Annotated in this window: 17 protein-coding genes; 3 read left to right on the top strand and 14 right to left on the bottom strand. The window is 28.5% G+C overall.

The window, feature by feature from the left end; translation table 11 throughout:
- Window positions 1-2: 2 nt before the first annotated feature.
- From BHAMNSH16_RS12540 to BHAMNSH16_RS14410, 5 genes are all read right to left on the bottom strand, one after another.
- Window positions 3-386, bottom strand: a complete 384-nt coding sequence (locus BHAMNSH16_RS12540; protein WP_008728507.1) for a GIY-YIG nuclease family protein — start codon at window positions 384-386, stop codon at window positions 3-5.
- Window positions 376-1,056 carry a cytidylyltransferase domain-containing protein gene (locus BHAMNSH16_RS12535; RefSeq protein ID WP_008728508.1) on the bottom strand — a complete coding sequence of 227 codons (681 nt, stop codon included), beginning with the start codon at window positions 1,054-1,056 and terminating at the stop codon, window positions 376-378. Before BHAMNSH16_RS12535 ends, BHAMNSH16_RS12540 begins: the two co-directional genes overlap by 11 nt.
- A gap of 4 nt (window positions 1,057-1,060) precedes the next feature.
- Complete coding sequence (kdsA, locus tag BHAMNSH16_RS12530) at window positions 1,061-1,876, bottom strand: 3-deoxy-8-phosphooctulonate synthase (RefSeq protein WP_008728509.1); 816 nt, start codon at window positions 1,874-1,876, stop codon at window positions 1,061-1,063.
- Window positions 1,877-2,070: 194 nt separating this feature from the next.
- The gene (locus tag BHAMNSH16_RS12525) at window positions 2,071-2,976 is read right to left on the bottom strand and encodes a restriction endonuclease subunit S (protein ID WP_241033679.1); all 906 of its coding nucleotides are present in this window, start codon (window positions 2,974-2,976) and stop codon (window positions 2,071-2,073) included.
- Window positions 2,977-3,047: 71 nt separating this feature from the next.
- A complete protein-coding gene (locus BHAMNSH16_RS14410) occupies window positions 3,048-3,233 on the bottom strand; it encodes a restriction endonuclease subunit S domain-containing protein (protein ID WP_206193852.1) in 186 nt (61 codons plus the stop codon).
- Between the two features lie 133 nt (window positions 3,234-3,366).
- Between BHAMNSH16_RS14410 and BHAMNSH16_RS12515 the strand changes: the two genes are divergently transcribed.
- Genes BHAMNSH16_RS12515 through BHAMNSH16_RS12505 form a run of 3 tightly spaced genes read left to right on the top strand, consistent with a single transcriptional unit; the run spans window position 3,367 to window position 6,878 of the window.
- A complete protein-coding gene (locus tag BHAMNSH16_RS12515) occupies window positions 3,367-3,930 on the top strand; it encodes a GNAT family N-acetyltransferase (protein ID WP_069731758.1) in 564 nt (187 codons plus the stop codon).
- Window positions 3,921-4,442 (top strand): GNAT family N-acetyltransferase, encoded by a 522-nt coding sequence (locus BHAMNSH16_RS12510; protein WP_069731759.1) that lies wholly within the window; start codon window positions 3,921-3,923, stop codon window positions 4,440-4,442. The genes BHAMNSH16_RS12515 and BHAMNSH16_RS12510 overlap by 10 nt, the downstream gene beginning before the upstream one ends.
- Before the next feature lie 60 nt (window positions 4,443-4,502).
- Window positions 4,503-6,878: a glycoside hydrolase family 3 C-terminal domain-containing protein gene (locus BHAMNSH16_RS12505; RefSeq protein ID WP_008728103.1), complete on the top strand. Its 2,376-nt coding sequence runs from the start codon at window positions 4,503-4,505 to the stop codon at window positions 6,876-6,878.
- Window positions 6,879-6,938: 60 nt separating this feature from the next.
- Here BHAMNSH16_RS12505 and BHAMNSH16_RS12500 read toward each other — a convergent pair whose 3' ends face one another.
- From BHAMNSH16_RS12500 to BHAMNSH16_RS12460, 9 genes are all read right to left on the bottom strand, one after another.
- Window positions 6,939-7,367 (bottom strand): PepSY-like domain-containing protein, encoded by a 429-nt coding sequence (locus tag BHAMNSH16_RS12500; protein ID WP_008728102.1) that lies wholly within the window; start codon window positions 7,365-7,367, stop codon window positions 6,939-6,941.
- Between the two features lie 122 nt (window positions 7,368-7,489).
- Window positions 7,490-8,776, bottom strand: coding sequence for a glucose-1-phosphate adenylyltransferase (locus tag BHAMNSH16_RS12495; protein WP_008728101.1), 1,287 nt, complete (start codon window positions 8,774-8,776; stop codon window positions 7,490-7,492).
- 94 nt (window positions 8,777-8,870) lie between these two features.
- Entirely contained in the window at window positions 8,871-9,656 is a 786-nt protein-coding gene (locus tag BHAMNSH16_RS12490; protein ID WP_008728100.1) for a Cof-type HAD-IIB family hydrolase, read from the bottom strand.
- Between the two features lie 23 nt (window positions 9,657-9,679).
- A complete protein-coding gene (locus BHAMNSH16_RS12485) occupies window positions 9,680-10,468 on the bottom strand; it encodes a Cof-type HAD-IIB family hydrolase (protein WP_008728099.1) in 789 nt (262 codons plus the stop codon).
- Window positions 10,469-10,492: 24 nt separating this feature from the next.
- Window positions 10,493-11,290 carry a Cof-type HAD-IIB family hydrolase gene (locus BHAMNSH16_RS12480; RefSeq protein WP_008728098.1) on the bottom strand — a complete coding sequence of 266 codons (798 nt, stop codon included), beginning with the start codon at window positions 11,288-11,290 and terminating at the stop codon, window positions 10,493-10,495.
- Window positions 11,291-11,430: 140 nt separating this feature from the next.
- Window positions 11,431-11,955: a DJ-1/PfpI family protein gene (locus BHAMNSH16_RS12475; RefSeq protein WP_008728097.1), complete on the bottom strand. Its 525-nt coding sequence runs from the start codon at window positions 11,953-11,955 to the stop codon at window positions 11,431-11,433.
- A gap of 30 nt (window positions 11,956-11,985) precedes the next feature.
- A complete protein-coding gene (glgA, locus tag BHAMNSH16_RS12470; RefSeq protein WP_008728096.1) occupies window positions 11,986-13,479 on the bottom strand; it encodes a glycogen synthase GlgA in 1,494 nt (497 codons plus the stop codon).
- 135 nt (window positions 13,480-13,614) lie between these two features.
- Complete coding sequence (locus tag BHAMNSH16_RS12465) at window positions 13,615-14,079, bottom strand: GreA/GreB family elongation factor (RefSeq protein WP_008728095.1); 465 nt, start codon at window positions 14,077-14,079, stop codon at window positions 13,615-13,617.
- A gap of 69 nt (window positions 14,080-14,148) precedes the next feature.
- Window positions 14,149-15,627, bottom strand: a complete 1,479-nt coding sequence (locus BHAMNSH16_RS12460; protein WP_008728094.1) for a glycoside hydrolase family 32 protein — start codon at window positions 15,625-15,627, stop codon at window positions 14,149-14,151.
- Window positions 15,628-15,672 lie beyond the last annotated feature (45 nt).

Genomic DNA, 15,672 nt, shown 5'->3' with positions numbered 1-15,672 from the left:
TATTATTGATTATAAAGCATATTATTTATATATTCTATATCTTTTTTACTGACACTTCTAATACTTATATTACTGTTAAAATCTTTCTTTTTATATTTCATTTCTTTTATATAATAACTTTTGAGAAGTCTGTTATTTTCTATAAATACAGCTTTTACTTTTTTATTCACACTTTTTATATAATGTTCAATACTCAAAGCAATATTAACATTCTTCACTTTCCAAGCTGATAAATATTTTAATGGCTTACGAAATTTTGTATAATTAGCTCCCCTGCCCTTTGCATGCTTATTGAATCTATTGACAAGATTATTAGTAATGCCTGTATAGTATGAATTATTTTCACAAAGTATTATATAAACATAATAACTTTTATTATCTTCCATTTCTTATATCACTTATTATAGTATCAACATCTATATATATGTCATTATTATATTTTTCAAAAATCTTACATACATTATTATAATCTTCTATTGTATCAACTGTAGTTCTAAGTTCCGGCATAGCAAATTCTTCTTTAACTTTAGGATTTTCTATTTTAAATTTATCCGGATTTCTATAATGATACTGTGTGATATGTTCATGTTCAAAACTGTCATTAGAATTATCATCAGCTATTTTTAATGCCTCATAATTTATCACTTCCACACCGCTGCCGTAAGGAAGTAAATCATAATGACTCAAATCAGCATTATTTTCTATATGATAATCTATAATCATATCCAATGCTTTAATGCTAACCAAAGGATTATCACCTGTAGCACGAACAACTATATCAGCATTGAACTCTTCAGCGGCTTTTCTATATCTGTTAAGCACATCTTCTTCGCTTCCTATAAAATAACTGCATTTCAATTTATCAAATATATTTTTAAAAGCTTCATAAGATTTTTCTTCGGTTGCTACAACTACATCATTAGCCCTTTTAGAACTTCTTAATCTTTTAATAATAAGCTCAAGCATACTATCGCAATTAGCAATAGGTTTTAATGCTTTTTTAGGAAGTCTAGTAGAACCCAATCTTGAAGCAAGTATAATAACTATCTTTTTCATATTTTTATAAACTCTTAACTAAATCATTAATTTTTATAACCTTGGCCCATAACTCTTCAACCTTACTCAAATCAAATATAGTACCTGAATCTGAAGGACTTTTATCAGGATTAGGATGCACCTCCATAAATACAGCATCTATTCCCAAAGCAACAGCCGATTTCAATATAGCAGGTATAAACTCCCTAGCCCCTCCTGACTGTCCGTTATTAGCAGAAGGCATTTGAAGTGAATGAGTGGCATCATACATAACAGGTGCATAATTTTTCATTATTTCCAAATTCTTCATGTCAACTATCAAATTACCATATCCGAACATTGTACCTCTTTCACATAAAAATAATCTGTTTTCATTTATAGCATCAGTACATTTATCAGCTATATATTTACAGTCATAACCGCTTATAAATTGTCCTTTCTTAACATTAACCGCTTTTCCTGTTTCGCATGCCGCCCTAAGCATATCAGTTTGCCTGCATAAAAAAGCTGGTATCTGTAAAAAGTCAACATACTTAGCAGCTTCCTCAGCATCAGTAGGTACATGTATATCTGTTAAAGTTAGAAAATTAAATTCTTTACCGACATTCTGAAGTATTTGAAGTCCCTCTTTCATTCCAAGCCCTCTGAAAGATGAAAGAGATGTTCTGTTTGCCTTATCAAAACTTCCTTTAAAAACTAATTGTATATTTAATTTATCTTTTATTTCTTTTAATTTTTTTGCTATAGTCATTGTCATTTCTTCGCTTTCTATTACACAAGGACCTGCAACAAATATTAAATCTTTATTTTTATTAGTAATACCTTTATAATCAAAAATCATATTATATCCTTTAAAAATACAAAAATTATGTTTATATGATACTATATTAAAACTTAAAGTCAATCTGATTATTAATGATTATATAATGCATTCAGTACAGTATTTCTTAATATTACAGCTAGTTGTATATATGCTATTATAACAATATATGAATAAGGCTCAGTAATTTTTATTATACAATTATATACAAAATTTTAAATCCTTATCTCACCTGTTAAAAGTCTCTGCATAATACCTTTCTTCTGTTCCTTTCTCAAACCCAACTGCTTTTTAAGATTCTCAATTTCATCATCTATAACTGAAAGAAAACCTGCAATTTTTTTCTGTTCCTCAATACTTATACTTGGTACTTTTAAAGTAATTATATCCTTAGCATATATATGAGGCTGTGCTCCGCCTGTCTGCATATAATATATTGATTCTTGTATATAACTTAAATAATAAAATAAAAATTTAATATTATATTTTTTATTTTCAGTATATAAAACATTGCAGTCTGAAGCCCAAATTTTATCATTATGAAGCCAAACATAACCAGAATAAGCTCCTGATGCACTGATAGTTATACAAGGAAAATCATGTGTATACTCGCTATGATAATATGCAGGAACTTTACCTCCTGCTATAACAGGAATACTTCCAGATAATATTTTATTTTTATTTATATTTTTTCCTTTTTCTATAAAAATAATATTTTTTTCAACTAAATCAGATATTTTTATTTCTTTCCACTTATCAGTAAATCCGTAAAATCGAACTTTACCGCTTAATACTCTCTGCATTACACCTTTCTTATACTGCTCTTTTTTCTCTATTAATTTATTAATATTCTCTATCACATCATCACATAAAGACAAAATTTCTGATATTCTTTTTTGTTCTTCCAAAGGAGGTATAACACAATTATATTCTCTTATTAATTTTAAAGATACATTTTTTATAGTTGTACCTGTAGAATAGTTATATATATAATTTTGAAATTTTTGAGAGTCTAATAAGTATTTTAAAAATTTTCTATCATTATTTGGATTTATATTCAAATAACATACGCTTTTTCCTAATACTACTTTTTCATTATTATATAATGCAGTACTTCCTATAGTGCCATTAATAGATAAAAATATTGTCGTATCATTTAATGTTTTTTTATATTTATTATATTCCGCTTCATCTACTTTTTTGAATCATTTTTAAAAACTATTTTTCCATTCATTAAATTATTTCCATTTATGAAATAATATTCACCGTCATCATTATATTTTGGTGTTCCATGCAATCCGTCCCCTATTATAGAACATATATTATTCAATTTGCATTCTTTCCAGCCTATCGGTAATTGTAATTTGTTACTGCTCATAATAAAAAACCTCATCAACTATAAAAAGTATAAACAATATAATGATTTATTCAAGTAATAAAAAAAATAGTGTATTTACTTAATTTTAAACATAGTATATAATCGGACTAAATCTAATATTGGAGTTTTTATTATGATTAAATTAATTGAAATGAAAGAAAATTTACAGAACAAAGATTTTTATAAACAATTATATGAATATGCTTTTCCTCCTGAAGAAAGATGGAATTTTGATATGACTTTGGAAAACAAAGATAATCATAATTATAAATTTTATGCTATATTAGATGATAATATACCTATAGGCTTAACTATGCTTTGGGATTTAGAGGATTTCAATTACGGAGAATATTTAGCTATAGATAAAAATTTAAGAGGTAAAAAATACGGTTCTCAAGTGCTTACCAAAATACTAGATATGCTTAAAAGAAAATTAATAGTTATAGAAGTAGAACCTTATGATTTAAATGAAACAGCCAAAAAGCGTATAGAATGGTATAAAAGATTCGGACTTATACTTGCAGATTATGATTATGATATGCCTTGCATTGATGAAAATCAACAAATATCAAGTATGAAAATGAAAATAATGACAAGCAGAAAATTACAAGACAAAAATGAGCATGACAATATAATAAAAATAATATATAATAAAGTATACAAACCTAGATTAGATGAATTAGATAAATGGAAATAAAACTAATTGAAAGTATTAACTACTCAAATTATAGCGAAGAAATTATAAAAGACTCTTTTAATATACGAGAAAATTGGAGTTTAAAAGAGTCTTTAAATAATCAAAAACTCAAAAAAAATCTTTATGAAATTAAAAAAGATGATATTCATATCGGCGTTTGTTTATGCTGGATATTAGAAGAATTTTTATATATAGAATATTTTGCCATAGAGAAACAATACAGATGCTTAGGCTACGGCTCTTATGCATTAAAAGAATTAATGAAAATGTATAGTAATATAATAGTAGAGGTTGTGCCTGAAAATACAAATGATTTAGCATATAGAAGAGTAAATTGGTATAGATCTCTAGGTTTTTATTTATATAATGATACATATCCATATCCTTATTTTCTTGACAATGGAGAAGTTTCATTTATAGATTTCAGATTAATGTCATCAAATGAACTCACAAGTTATGAATACAAAAAAATAGTTAATCTTCTTCATAAGAATATATACAATTTATATTGATTTACTAAAATATTTATACTATTATATAGATATAATAATCACATTTTGAGGTATTGAATTATGAATGATAATAAATACTCGCAAAAAATAAAAGAATTAATAAAAGAAATGACTTTGGAAGAAAAGACATCTCTTTTAAGCGGTAAAGATTTTTGGTCTACAAAAGAAATAAGCAGACTAAAAATAGATTCCGTATACTTAACTGACGGACCTCATGGCGTTAGAAAACAAAGTACAGAATCGGGAGAATTAAGTTTGCAAAAATCTCTTTCATCAACCTGCTTTCCTACTGCCTGCTGCTCTGCCTGCTCATTTGATCCTAATATAATGTATGAAATGGGAGAAGCTATATCAAGAGAGGCTAAAGCAAATAAAGTTTCTGTGGTATTAGGGCCGGGAGTAAATATTAAAAGATCTCCTCTTTGCGGAAGAAATTTTGAATATTTTTCAGAAGACCCGTATCTAGCCGGAAAAATGGCATCAGGTTGGATAAACGGTTTAGAAGATAATGGAATACAAGCAAGCATTAAACATTTTGCTGCTAATAATCAGGAAACTTTAAGACTTATAATAGATAGTGTTGTTGATGAAAGGGCTTTAAGAGAAATATATTTATATGCCTTTGAAATAGCTATAAAAGAGGCTAAACCTTCTACCGTTATGTGTTCCTATAATAGTGTTAATGGAACATTCGCATCAGAAAATAAATATTTGCTTACAGATATACTTAGAAATGAATGGGGATTTGATGGAATTGTTATTTCTGATTGGGGTGCTGTAAATGACAGAGTTGAAGCTCTAAAGGCTGGACTTGATTTACAAATGCCTTCAACTAACGGCGAAGATGATAAGAAAGTTTATAATGCTATTAAAGAAACCATTATAGATGAAAAAACATTAAATAAAGCTGTAGAAAGACTTTTATATTTCTCGCTATATTCTATGGATAACATTTATAATAATTTTGATTATGACAGAGAAGAACATCATAATATAGCTAGAAAAATTGCAGAAAACTCTATAGTATTATTAAAAAATGATGATAAAATACTTCCTGCCAAAAAAGATAGTAAAATTGCTGTAATAGGAGAATTTGCTCAAAAGCCTAGATATCAAGGTAATGGAAGCTCTCTTATAAATCCTTATAAATTAGACACTGCAGAAGAATATTTCAAAGAAAATAATATAGAATTCAATTATGCTAAAGGATACGATTCAAGCTCTCCGGATATAGATAATGCTTTAATAGAAGAAGCAGTAAATATATCAAAAGATAAAGATATTGTGATAATATTTGCAGGACTTATCAACTCTTATGAATCTGAAGGCTTTGACAGAAAACATCTAAATCTTCCGGAAAATCACAATCATTTAATAGAAGAAATTTCAAAAGTAAATAAAAATATAGTTGTTGTACTTTCTATTGGTGCACCTGTTTTAATGACTTGGATTGATAAAGTAAAAGGAGTGCTTAATTTATATTTAGCAGGAGAAGCCGCTGTAAGTGCCGCTTTCAATATAATATTTGGTATAGTTAATCCTAGCGGAAAATTAGCCGAAAGTTTTCCTTTAAGTTTGGAAGATAATCCAAGCTATAAATATTTTCCGGGAGGCAATAAAGCTGTTGAATACAGAGAATCAATATTCGTAGGTTACAGATATTATGATAAAGCACAGAAAGATGTTTTATTTCCATTTGGGTTTGGATTATCATATACAACTTTTGAATTCTCGAATTTAATTGTTTCAGATGCAAATACTATTGCAGGGCTTGATAATATACATGTAGTTTTTGATATAAAAAATACGGGTGATGTATTCGGATGCGAGGTTGCTCAGATTTATATTTCTGCTCCTGAAAACAATGTATTTAAAGCACAAAAAGAATTAAAAGCCTTTATAAAAGTATTTTTAGAACCGGGTGAAACTAAAACTATCATATTAAAATTAAATAAAAGAAGTTTCTCTTTCTATAATGCCGATACAAAACAATATGAAATAGAAAGCGGAATATATACTATATATGTAGGCAATTCATCAAGAAATTTATTATTAAGTAAAAGTATGGAAATAAATTCTATTAATTATTATCAAAAAAGAATTGACAGCTATTTCAACTTTAAAGAAATAAATATCTCAGATGATGAATTTCAGCAGCTTTTAGGAAGAAAATTAAAACCTATAAATATTAAAGCCTCTAAACCTTATCATCTTAATAATAATTTGAAAGATTTACTCGATGAAAATATAGCAAAAGATTTTTATAATAAACTCTTATCAGGAATTAATGATATATTTAAAGATGATAAAACAGATACTAAAAAGATGTTTGAAAGTATGATACTCGAAACTCCTCTTCGCTCACTTCCTACTATGAGTGCTGGAATCATTACAAGAAAAGATATTGAAAATTTAATAAATACTTTAAATAAATAATTAATAAAAAAGCGGCAGAACTAATATTAATACCTGCCGCTTATATTTTTAACTCAATGATTAATCATCAAATTTCTGTCCCATTATCTGACCATTACCTGTTACCATAACTTCCATCATATTATTTAATTTTAATTTATAATTTCCCCACTCTTTTTCTGCATCAATAATAGCAGCCTGAGGATATGCATTTCTCACAGCTTGTACAACTGCAGGAGGAAAAGCTGCATCTGGTATAGGTGCATATTCACTGTCTATATTCTCCCAATCTCCATTAGGCAAAAAGTCTATAGATACGCCATTAGACAAATTTACATCAAATTTTCTTCCGTCTCTTTCAACTTTCCAAATTTGAACACCCGGAAATACTCTTTGTATAAATGCAGTAGCTTGCTGAGGCAATGCTGAAGGTGGAACTACCATATCAGCAAAAAGACTAGAAGCTGATAAAATAAATAATGATGCTAAAAAGATAAATAATTTTTTCATGGTTTACTCTCCTTAATATCCATATATAAATTTATTTACAATTTTTGTTATTTTTTCTGTTATAATAATATGGGTAGAAGATTAACTCCTACCCGCAACAAACAAACTTAAACTAACAAATATTAGATAATTGTACCGCTTTTAACTATTGTATTTTTAGGAATTATTACAATACCATCTCTAATACAATAGAATTCACTATCCTGATGCTGTATTTTCTTTTTATTTGTAATAACAACATCATTTCCTATCCTCACATTCTTGTCTATAATGACATTTTTAAGAGTGCATTTTTTACCAATACCTATTTTAGGGATATGCTTAACATTTAGTCTTTCAATGTCATCGCTATCCTCATAATAGTCGCTTCCCATCATAACTACCCTTTCTAATGTAGAACCGCTTTGAACTACAGAACGAACACCTATAACACATTCTTTTATAGTAGCATTCTCTATCCTGCATCCGTCTGCTATAATACTAGATGTTACAGCAGCCTTTTCAACTTTAGAAGGAGATAAGTAACGAACATGCGTATATATAGGAGCCTTTTCATCATAAAAATCAAAAGGAGGATTCTTACTTCCGAAAGATATATTGGCTTCAAAATAAGCCTTAATAGTTCCTACATCTTCCCAATAACCTTGGAAAGCATAACTGAATACTTTATATTTTTTTATAGCTTCAGGAATAATATCTTTTCCGAAATCTATCATAGATACATCTGCTAAAATCTCTTTGAGTACATTTCTTCTAAATACATAAATACCCATAGAAGCCAAATATTCTTTTTTAGGATCTTCTATATTAAACATTTTCTTTTGATCTTCGCTTAATTTTAAAGTATTAAGCACCTCATCTTCTTTTGGCTTTTCATGGAAGTTAGTAATCTGACCTCTTTTATTGACAAGCATAACACCGAAACCTTTAGCATCTTCTCTAACAACAGGTACAGTACCGACAACTATATCAGCACCTGTTTCAAGCATATGCTGAAGCATTACATTATAATTCATACGATATACTTGATCTCCTGAAAGTATTACAACATTATTAACAAATTCATTGTCAAAATGCTCTAAATTCTTTCTAACAGCATCAGCCGTTCCCTGATACCAATCTATATTAGTATCTGTTTGTTCAGCTGCAAGTATACTTACATGACCGCCTGAAAAGTTATCAAATCTATAAGCATTATATATATGATTATTCAAAGATGCACTATTAAATTGTGTTATAACATATATATTTCTAAATCCGCTATTTATACAATTAGATACAGGTATGTCTATCATTCTATATTGACCGCCTAAAGATACAGCAGGCTTAGAACGAGCTTTTACCAAAGGATAAAGTCTTGTTCCTCTGCCTCCTCCAAGTATCAAAGCTACAGTATTAAATGCTCTCATAAAAAACTCCAGTAATTTTTTGTTATACTAAATAATTCATATAATATAAGTATAGTAAAAAAATTATTACTTTTCAAGGATTATTAATCATATATTACAATACATTAAAATGTTTTAAAGCATTATAAATACCATTATTATCTACATCATCAGTGATATAATCTGCAGCTAGCTTCACTTCTTCATTGGCATTGCCCATAGCAACTCCTATAGCAGCATGCTTAATCATAGTAATATCATTACCGCCGTCTCCAAAAGCCATAGTTTCAGATAAGTCTATACCGTAATATTCTATTATCTTGTCTATACCTATATGCTTGCCTCCGCCTTTTGTATTAACATCAGTAAAGTATGGATGCCATCTGCTGGATTCGCAATTTTTAAATATTTTACTCATTAATTCTTTTTCTTTTTTCTCATCTACAAATAAATTTATCTGCAAAATATTATCTATATTTTCTTCTAAAAAATCATAATAATTATCAACTGCAGGTATAGGAAGATTAATAGATTCAGAAACTTTTTTAACTTTACCTGTAACATAATTAATATATATACCGCTGTTCATCATTACAGAGCATGGGAATTGTTCTTTATTCTTTAAATAATCTATTAATGAATATATTTCCTCCTTAGCTATACCATGTCTGTAAATTGATTTATCTCCTATATAACAATCAAAACCATTTGCTGTTATATATCCGTCAAACTCTAAATCATCTACATTGTTTATATGATTTTTTATTCTTCCTGTTGCTATAAAAACTTTTATTCCTTTTTCTTTTAAAATTTTAATAGCCTCTTTTGAAGAATCTGAAATCTTATGTGTATTAAAACTAACTAAAGTACCGTCTACATCAAAAAATACTGCCTTAATCATATAGAAATCCTCACATTTATACATTAATCTAATATATTAAAGTGTTTTAAAGCCTTATATATTCCGTCATTATCAACATCATCAGCGATATAGTCTGCTATATCTTTAACATTATCATTGGCATTGCCCATAGCAACTCCTATAGCAGCATGCTTAATCATGCTTATATCATTGCCGCCGTCCCCAAAAGCCATTGTCTCAGATAAATCTATACCGTAATATTCTATTATCTTGTCTATACCTATATGCTTGCCTCCGCCTTTAGTATTAACATCTGTTAAAGCCGGATGCCATCTGCTGGATTCACAATTTTTAAATATTTTACTCATTAATTCTTTTTCTTTTTTCTCATCTACAAATAAATTTATCTGCAAAATATCATCTATATTTTCTTCTAAAAAAGCATAATAATTTTCCGCTACATTTATTTTAAGATTAATAGATTCTAAATACTTAGCAGCCTCCTCTGTAATATAATTGATGAATACACCTTTAGCCATCATAACAGAGCATGGAAATTGTTCTTTATGTTTGAGATAATCTATTAATGAATATATTTCATCTTCAGCTATAGAATGTCTGTAAATGGACTTATCTTCTATATAACAATCAAAACCATTTGCAGTTATATATCCGTCAAACTCTAAATCATCTACATTGTTTATATGCATTTTTATTCTTCCTGTTGCTATAAAAACCTTTATTCCTTTTTCTTTTAAAATTTTAATAGCTTCTTTAGAAGAATCTGAAATCTTATGTGTCTTAAAACTAACCAAAGTACCATCTATATCAAAAAATACAGCCTTAATCATATAAAAACCTTTATTTACTGCATATTAATCTAATAAATTAAAATGCTTCAAAGCCTTATATACTCCGTCATTATCAACATCATCAGTGATATAGTCTGCTATATCTTTAACATTATCATTAGCATTGCCCATAGCAACTCCTACAGCAGCATGCTTAATCATACTTATATCATTGCCGCCGTCTCCTATCGCCATAGTTTCAGATAAATCTATACCATAATAATCTATTATCTTATCTATACCGACTTCTTTACCTGCATATTTTGAATTCACATCAGCAAATGAAAAATGCCATCTGCTTGATTTAGAATTTTTTAAGATATTATCCATTAAATATTTTTCTTTATCCTCATCTACAAAAATATTAAGCTGAAGAATACTTTCATAATTATTTGCTATATAATCATTAAAATCTATAAAATCCGGAACTTTAACATTTGCCATATTATAAAGATGCGAAATAGCATCGCCTCTATAATTAATATACAAATTATCACTTGTTATTACAGTACAAGGAAATTTATCTCTATTAAGATAATCAGCTAAAGCAAATAAATCATTTTTATCCAAAGAAACTCTATATATTTCCTTATAGCTTCCATTATCATTTATAAAACAGCTTCCGCCGTTTATTGTTATATAGCCGTCAAATTCTAAACCATCTAAATTATCTATTTGAAATAAAGCCCTTCCGCTTGCTATAAAAATCTTTATTCCTTTTTCTTTTAAAATTTTAATAGCTTTTTTGGAATAATCAGAAATTTTATGCGTATTGAAACTAACCAAAGTACCATCTATATCAAAAAATACTGCCTTTATCATCTGTTAGTACCATCTTTATTTTATAGTTTTGAAATCTGCTAAGAATTAAATAATAATACAATTATTATTTATCAGATGCAGTTTGTTTTTTAATAAATAAAAGACCTAAACAATTTTAGGTCTTTTATTATAAAAATTAATTAAGATATATTATTCAATGCCCCTAAAACAGCATTGGCAAATTCCTTTGAAGAAGCAGGACCATTCGCTGTTATAATGTTTCCTGAAACAACAACATTATCCTTCAAAACATTGGCATTACCATGTCTCACATGCGATTCATCAGCAGACAAACAAGTAACATTAATTCCTTCTAGTATTTTAGCATTAGCCATCATTACAATACCGCTTCCTATACCAGCAACTATCTTTTGATTATCCAAAAATAACTTAGCAAGCCCCTGAGTACGCCAATCGTCCCATAAAGTTATACTTCCTATTCCTCCTATAAATACAACAGCATCGAATTCAATGGCATCAACCTCGCTGAATAGTAAATCAATATTTGTCATACCGCCTAATTTACCCTGAGCTGTACCTATAAATGTAGAGGATACTTCTGTTTTATAACCAGCCGCCTCAAAAATTTTTTTACTCTCAAAATATTCTTCATCTTGAAAATTCTGACCGGACATAACATACAATATTTTATTAGTTTTTCCCATTAACCATATCTCCAATATTTATTCAAATCATTATAAACCGCAATTTCTATCATAATTATTCTTATTCAAAATAGCAAGTTCATAAGCCTTAACATATTCTTTGGCACTTTTCTCCCAAGAATTATCTATTTTCATAGCCCTTTTTTGCATAGCAGTAAATCTATCTCTATGATCATAATAAACGCTTACAGCCCATCCTATAGTATTATATAATGCTGAAGAAGTAGAATCATAGAATTTAAATCCTGTACCTTCTCCTGTTTCCTCATTATAATTCTCAACAGTATCTTCAAGCCCACCTGTAGCATGAACTATAGGTAAAGTACCATATCTTAAAGAGTACATTTGATTAAGTCCGCAAGGCTCAAATAAAGAAGGCATTACAAACAAATCGCATCCTGCCTCTATCAAATGTGATAATTCATTATTATAACCAATATAAGAACCTACCCTTCCCGGATATCTCTTAGGTATATCTCCAAAGAAACTTTCAAGACCTTTATCTCCTGTACCAAGTATACAAAACTGAACTTTCATGTTATTAACTAAAGAATCTATTATGGAAGCTATAAAATGATATCCTTTCTGATCAACAAATCTTCCTATTGCTCCTATCAAAACAACATCATCATCTTCCTCAAGTAAAAATCTTTTCTGAAGTTCTTTTTTACATACCTTTTTGCCTTCCATTTTATCTGCAGAAAAATTTTCAGGTATAAATTTATCTTTTTCAGGAGACCAAACATTTTCATCAATACCATTAAGTATTCCGAAAAAACTTGTTGTCTTATTCTGTAAGTAAGGAGCCATACCATGCCCTCCGTAAGGAGATGAAATTTCTCTTGCATAAGTAGGGCTTACAGTAGTAACTACATCAGAAAAGAATATTCCGCCTTTAAGCAAATTTATATTACCATGATCCTCAAAAGTATCAGGGCTAAAATTATTCCAACCTAAACCTAAATAATCATAAGTAGTAGCAGCATTATATATACCCTGATAATTTGCATTATGTATAGTAAGCATACTAGCAGCATGTCCTACTTTGTCATTCCAGTGCCAAGTTTTTATATATGCTGGAATAGCCGCAGTCTGCCAATCATTAGCATGAACCACATCTACATTTAACTGCAAATCCTTACATAATTGTAAAGCAGCACGAGAAAAGAATCCGAATCTCCAAGCATTATCCTGATAATCATTGAAAGAAGCATCATGATAAAGTCCTTCTCGGCTGAAAAAATTATGATGTTCTATAAAATAAAAATCAATTCCATCTTTTACAGTCTTAAATACCGAACACCATTCTTCGCCATTACCCATCCATACTCCCATAGTAGGAAGTACATTCTCTAAATAACAATCTTGAAAATTGATATCTCTATATTTAGGAAGCACTACAAATGCTTCTACATTAAGCTTCTTCAAATAAATAGGCAAAGCACCAACAACATCAGCAAGTCCTCCTGTTTTTATAAATGGTGTTGCTTCAGATGATGCTATCATAACTTTCATTTTTGACATATAAAACTCCTAAAAACTGGAATATATTTTTAAATATATAACTTTATTTAAAAACTTCAAGCGAAATTATGATTTTAGAATATTATTACATATAAAAAGTTTAATAATAATAAAAAAAATTCTATTCTTTATAAATTAAATACTAATCTCTAATATTTCTAAAACTTTATCTCCAGCAGGTACTTTTATAGTTACAACATCGCCAACCTTTTTAGATAATAATCCTTTGGCAATAGGAGTTACTATAGTTATTTCATTTTTACTCATATCTGCTTCTAATTCACCCACTATTCTATATTCAAAAACTGCATTTCTAGTTTTATCTTTAACTTTTACCCTTTTACCGAAAGTTACAGTGTCTTTATCCAAATTAGCAGGATCTATTATTTCACAGCCTGCCAAATCACTTTCTAACTTTGATATTTGAGCATTCAATAATCCCTGCTTTTCTTTAGCAGCATGATACTCAGCATTTTCTTTTAAATCGCCTTTTTCTCTAGCCTCTGCAATAATAGCAGGCAATGTTTCAAACTCAGCCTTTAATTCAGCAAGTTTAGATTTAGCTTTATCATATCCTTCTTTTGTTATCGGTTTAGCCATTTTCAATATCCTTAAAATTAGTAATTCTGATATTATAAACTATTTTTAAATATTTACAAACAAAAAAGATTAATGATTAATCTTAAAATCAGATAATTTATATATTGTTAAATTCATATTTCCAATAGCCTTAAAAGAATATTCATCAGGATAATATCGGCTAGAAAATACCATCTCGCCTTCATTTATAAATATCTCTATAGCCGAAGTATCTATCAATATTCTTAAATTTTCTAACTTTTCTAAATCAGCACTTCTTTTATATCTTCCGCCTCCTATTTTCTTTCCTATATCGTTTACAAACTCTAATATAAATTTATTATCTCTATATTTAATAGAAACACCATCTGAAATCAATAATTCAAAATTCTCAGAACTTTTTATATTATCAATTAAAACTTCATAAGAACTGATATCTTTTGAAATTAAATTATCAGATAATGAATCATAAGAACATTTATTTTCAAATATTTTTTTCTCTCTTAATTTATCCAAACTTCTATGAGGTTTTTGATAAAGTTTTCCATTTTTGAAACTCAACTCTCTAGCTACAGTAAGACAATGCTGCCAACCATATTGAACAGTTAAATTTTTATGATCATCTTCAGTATCAGGAACTCCCATCCAGCCTATAATAACTCTATTTCCATTCTCATCTAAAAATGTCTGCGGAGCATAAAAATCAAATCCTCTGTCAAGAACTGTGAAATTATTAACTTCTATATATTCTTTATTTTTATAATCATCATTAATCAAAAAATATCCGGAAAGGTATATATTTTCGTATATGCTTTCAACTTGTTCGACACCTTGAGGACATGTTATTAAAATATTTTGTCCGTCTAAATTAAATAAGTCAGGACATTCCCACATATATCCGAATCTATATTCAGACTTTACTGTGCTTGTATGCTTCCAATTCCTTTTATCTTCAGACTTAAATATTAATACTTCTCCAATATCACTATTTCTGTCTATACCATATTTTCTGGCACCTTGAACCATATAATAATAATCGTCTTCTTTCCATACTTTAGGGTCTCTTATATGATTAGTTATATCTTTAGGATAATCTTTCATTTCCATTAAACATTCTTTTTCAGAGAAGTTAATACCATCTTCGGAGACAGTAAGCATGGTATTAGCCTCTCTTCCGCTTTCTATGTAATCATGTCTGCCTAGAAGTTTTACATTTCCTGTATAATAAACATATAACTTATTATCTTCTATAAGGGCAGAACCTGAATACACGCCATGACAATCGTATTTTTCATCAGGATATATAGCAGCTCCAACATATTTATAATTGATTAAGTCCTTACTTATATAATGCCCCCAAAATTTTAACCCGCCTTCAACATCAAATGGAGAATATTGAAAAAATATATGATACTCTCCTTTAAAATATGATAAAGCATTTGGATCATTGAGCCAGCCTACGGGAGGCATTAAATGAAAATTCAATCTCCATTTATTGTTATTATCATTAAAATATTCAGTTTCTTTTCGTTTTATTGCTTCTTCAAAAATTTTACTAACCAACCTCATTTCATTTTCCTTATATTAATAAATTCATAATAGTACTTAATATCA

It is taken from the genome of Brachyspira hampsonii, from assembly GCF_002214805.1.
GTDB classification, from domain to species: domain Bacteria; phylum Spirochaetota; class Brachyspiria; order Brachyspirales; family Brachyspiraceae; genus Brachyspira; species Brachyspira hampsonii.
Note: the sequence above shows the minus strand (reverse complement) of the source record. Positions and strands in the feature narration are given on the sequence as shown.

What these genes read in the sequence shown, in the direction of transcription:
- BHAMNSH16_RS12505 (WP_008728103.1), top strand. Translation starts at nt 4,503, where the DNA reads ATGAATGATAATAAATACTCGCAAAAAATAAAAGAATTAATAAAAGAA.
- BHAMNSH16_RS12500 (WP_008728102.1), bottom strand. Translation starts at nt 7,367, where the DNA reads ATGAAAAAATTATTTATCTTTTTAGCATCATTATTTATTTTATCAGCT.
- BHAMNSH16_RS12485 (WP_008728099.1), bottom strand. Translation starts at nt 10,468, where the DNA reads ATGATTAAGGCTGTATTTTTTGATATAGATGGTACTTTGGTTAGTTTT.
- BHAMNSH16_RS12495 (WP_008728101.1), bottom strand. Translation starts at nt 8,776, where the DNA reads ATGAGAGCATTTAATACTGTAGCTTTGATACTTGGAGGAGGCAGAGGA.
- BHAMNSH16_RS12535 (WP_008728508.1), bottom strand. Translation starts at nt 1,056, where the DNA reads ATGAAAAAGATAGTTATTATACTTGCTTCAAGATTGGGTTCTACTAGA.
- BHAMNSH16_RS12460 (WP_008728094.1), bottom strand. Translation starts at nt 15,627, where the DNA reads ATGAGGTTGGTTAGTAAAATTTTTGAAGAAGCAATAAAACGAAAAGAA.
- BHAMNSH16_RS12515 (WP_069731758.1), top strand. Translation starts at nt 3,367, where the DNA reads ATGATTAAATTAATTGAAATGAAAGAAAATTTACAGAACAAAGATTTT.
- BHAMNSH16_RS12540 (WP_008728507.1), bottom strand. Translation starts at nt 386, where the DNA reads ATGGAAGATAATAAAAGTTATTATGTTTATATAATACTTTGTGAAAAT.
- kdsA (WP_008728509.1), bottom strand. Translation starts at nt 1,876, where the DNA reads ATGATTTTTGATTATAAAGGTATTACTAATAAAAATAAAGATTTAATA.
- BHAMNSH16_RS12480 (WP_008728098.1), bottom strand. Translation starts at nt 11,290, where the DNA reads ATGATAAAGGCAGTATTTTTTGATATAGATGGTACTTTGGTTAGTTTC.
- BHAMNSH16_RS14410 (WP_206193852.1), bottom strand. Translation starts at nt 3,233, where the DNA reads ATGAGCAGTAACAAATTACAATTACCGATAGGCTGGAAAGAATGCAAA.
- glgA (WP_008728096.1), bottom strand. Translation starts at nt 13,479, where the DNA reads ATGTCAAAAATGAAAGTTATGATAGCATCATCTGAAGCAACACCATTT.
- BHAMNSH16_RS12465 (WP_008728095.1), bottom strand. Translation starts at nt 14,079, where the DNA reads ATGGCTAAACCGATAACAAAAGAAGGATATGATAAAGCTAAATCTAAA.
- BHAMNSH16_RS12490 (WP_008728100.1), bottom strand. Translation starts at nt 9,656, where the DNA reads ATGATTAAGGCAGTATTTTTTGATGTAGACGGTACTTTAGTTAGTTTT.
- BHAMNSH16_RS12475 (WP_008728097.1), bottom strand. Translation starts at nt 11,955, where the DNA reads ATGGGAAAAACTAATAAAATATTGTATGTTATGTCCGGTCAGAATTTT.
- BHAMNSH16_RS12510 (WP_069731759.1), top strand. Translation starts at nt 3,921, where the DNA reads ATGGAAATAAAACTAATTGAAAGTATTAACTACTCAAATTATAGCGAA.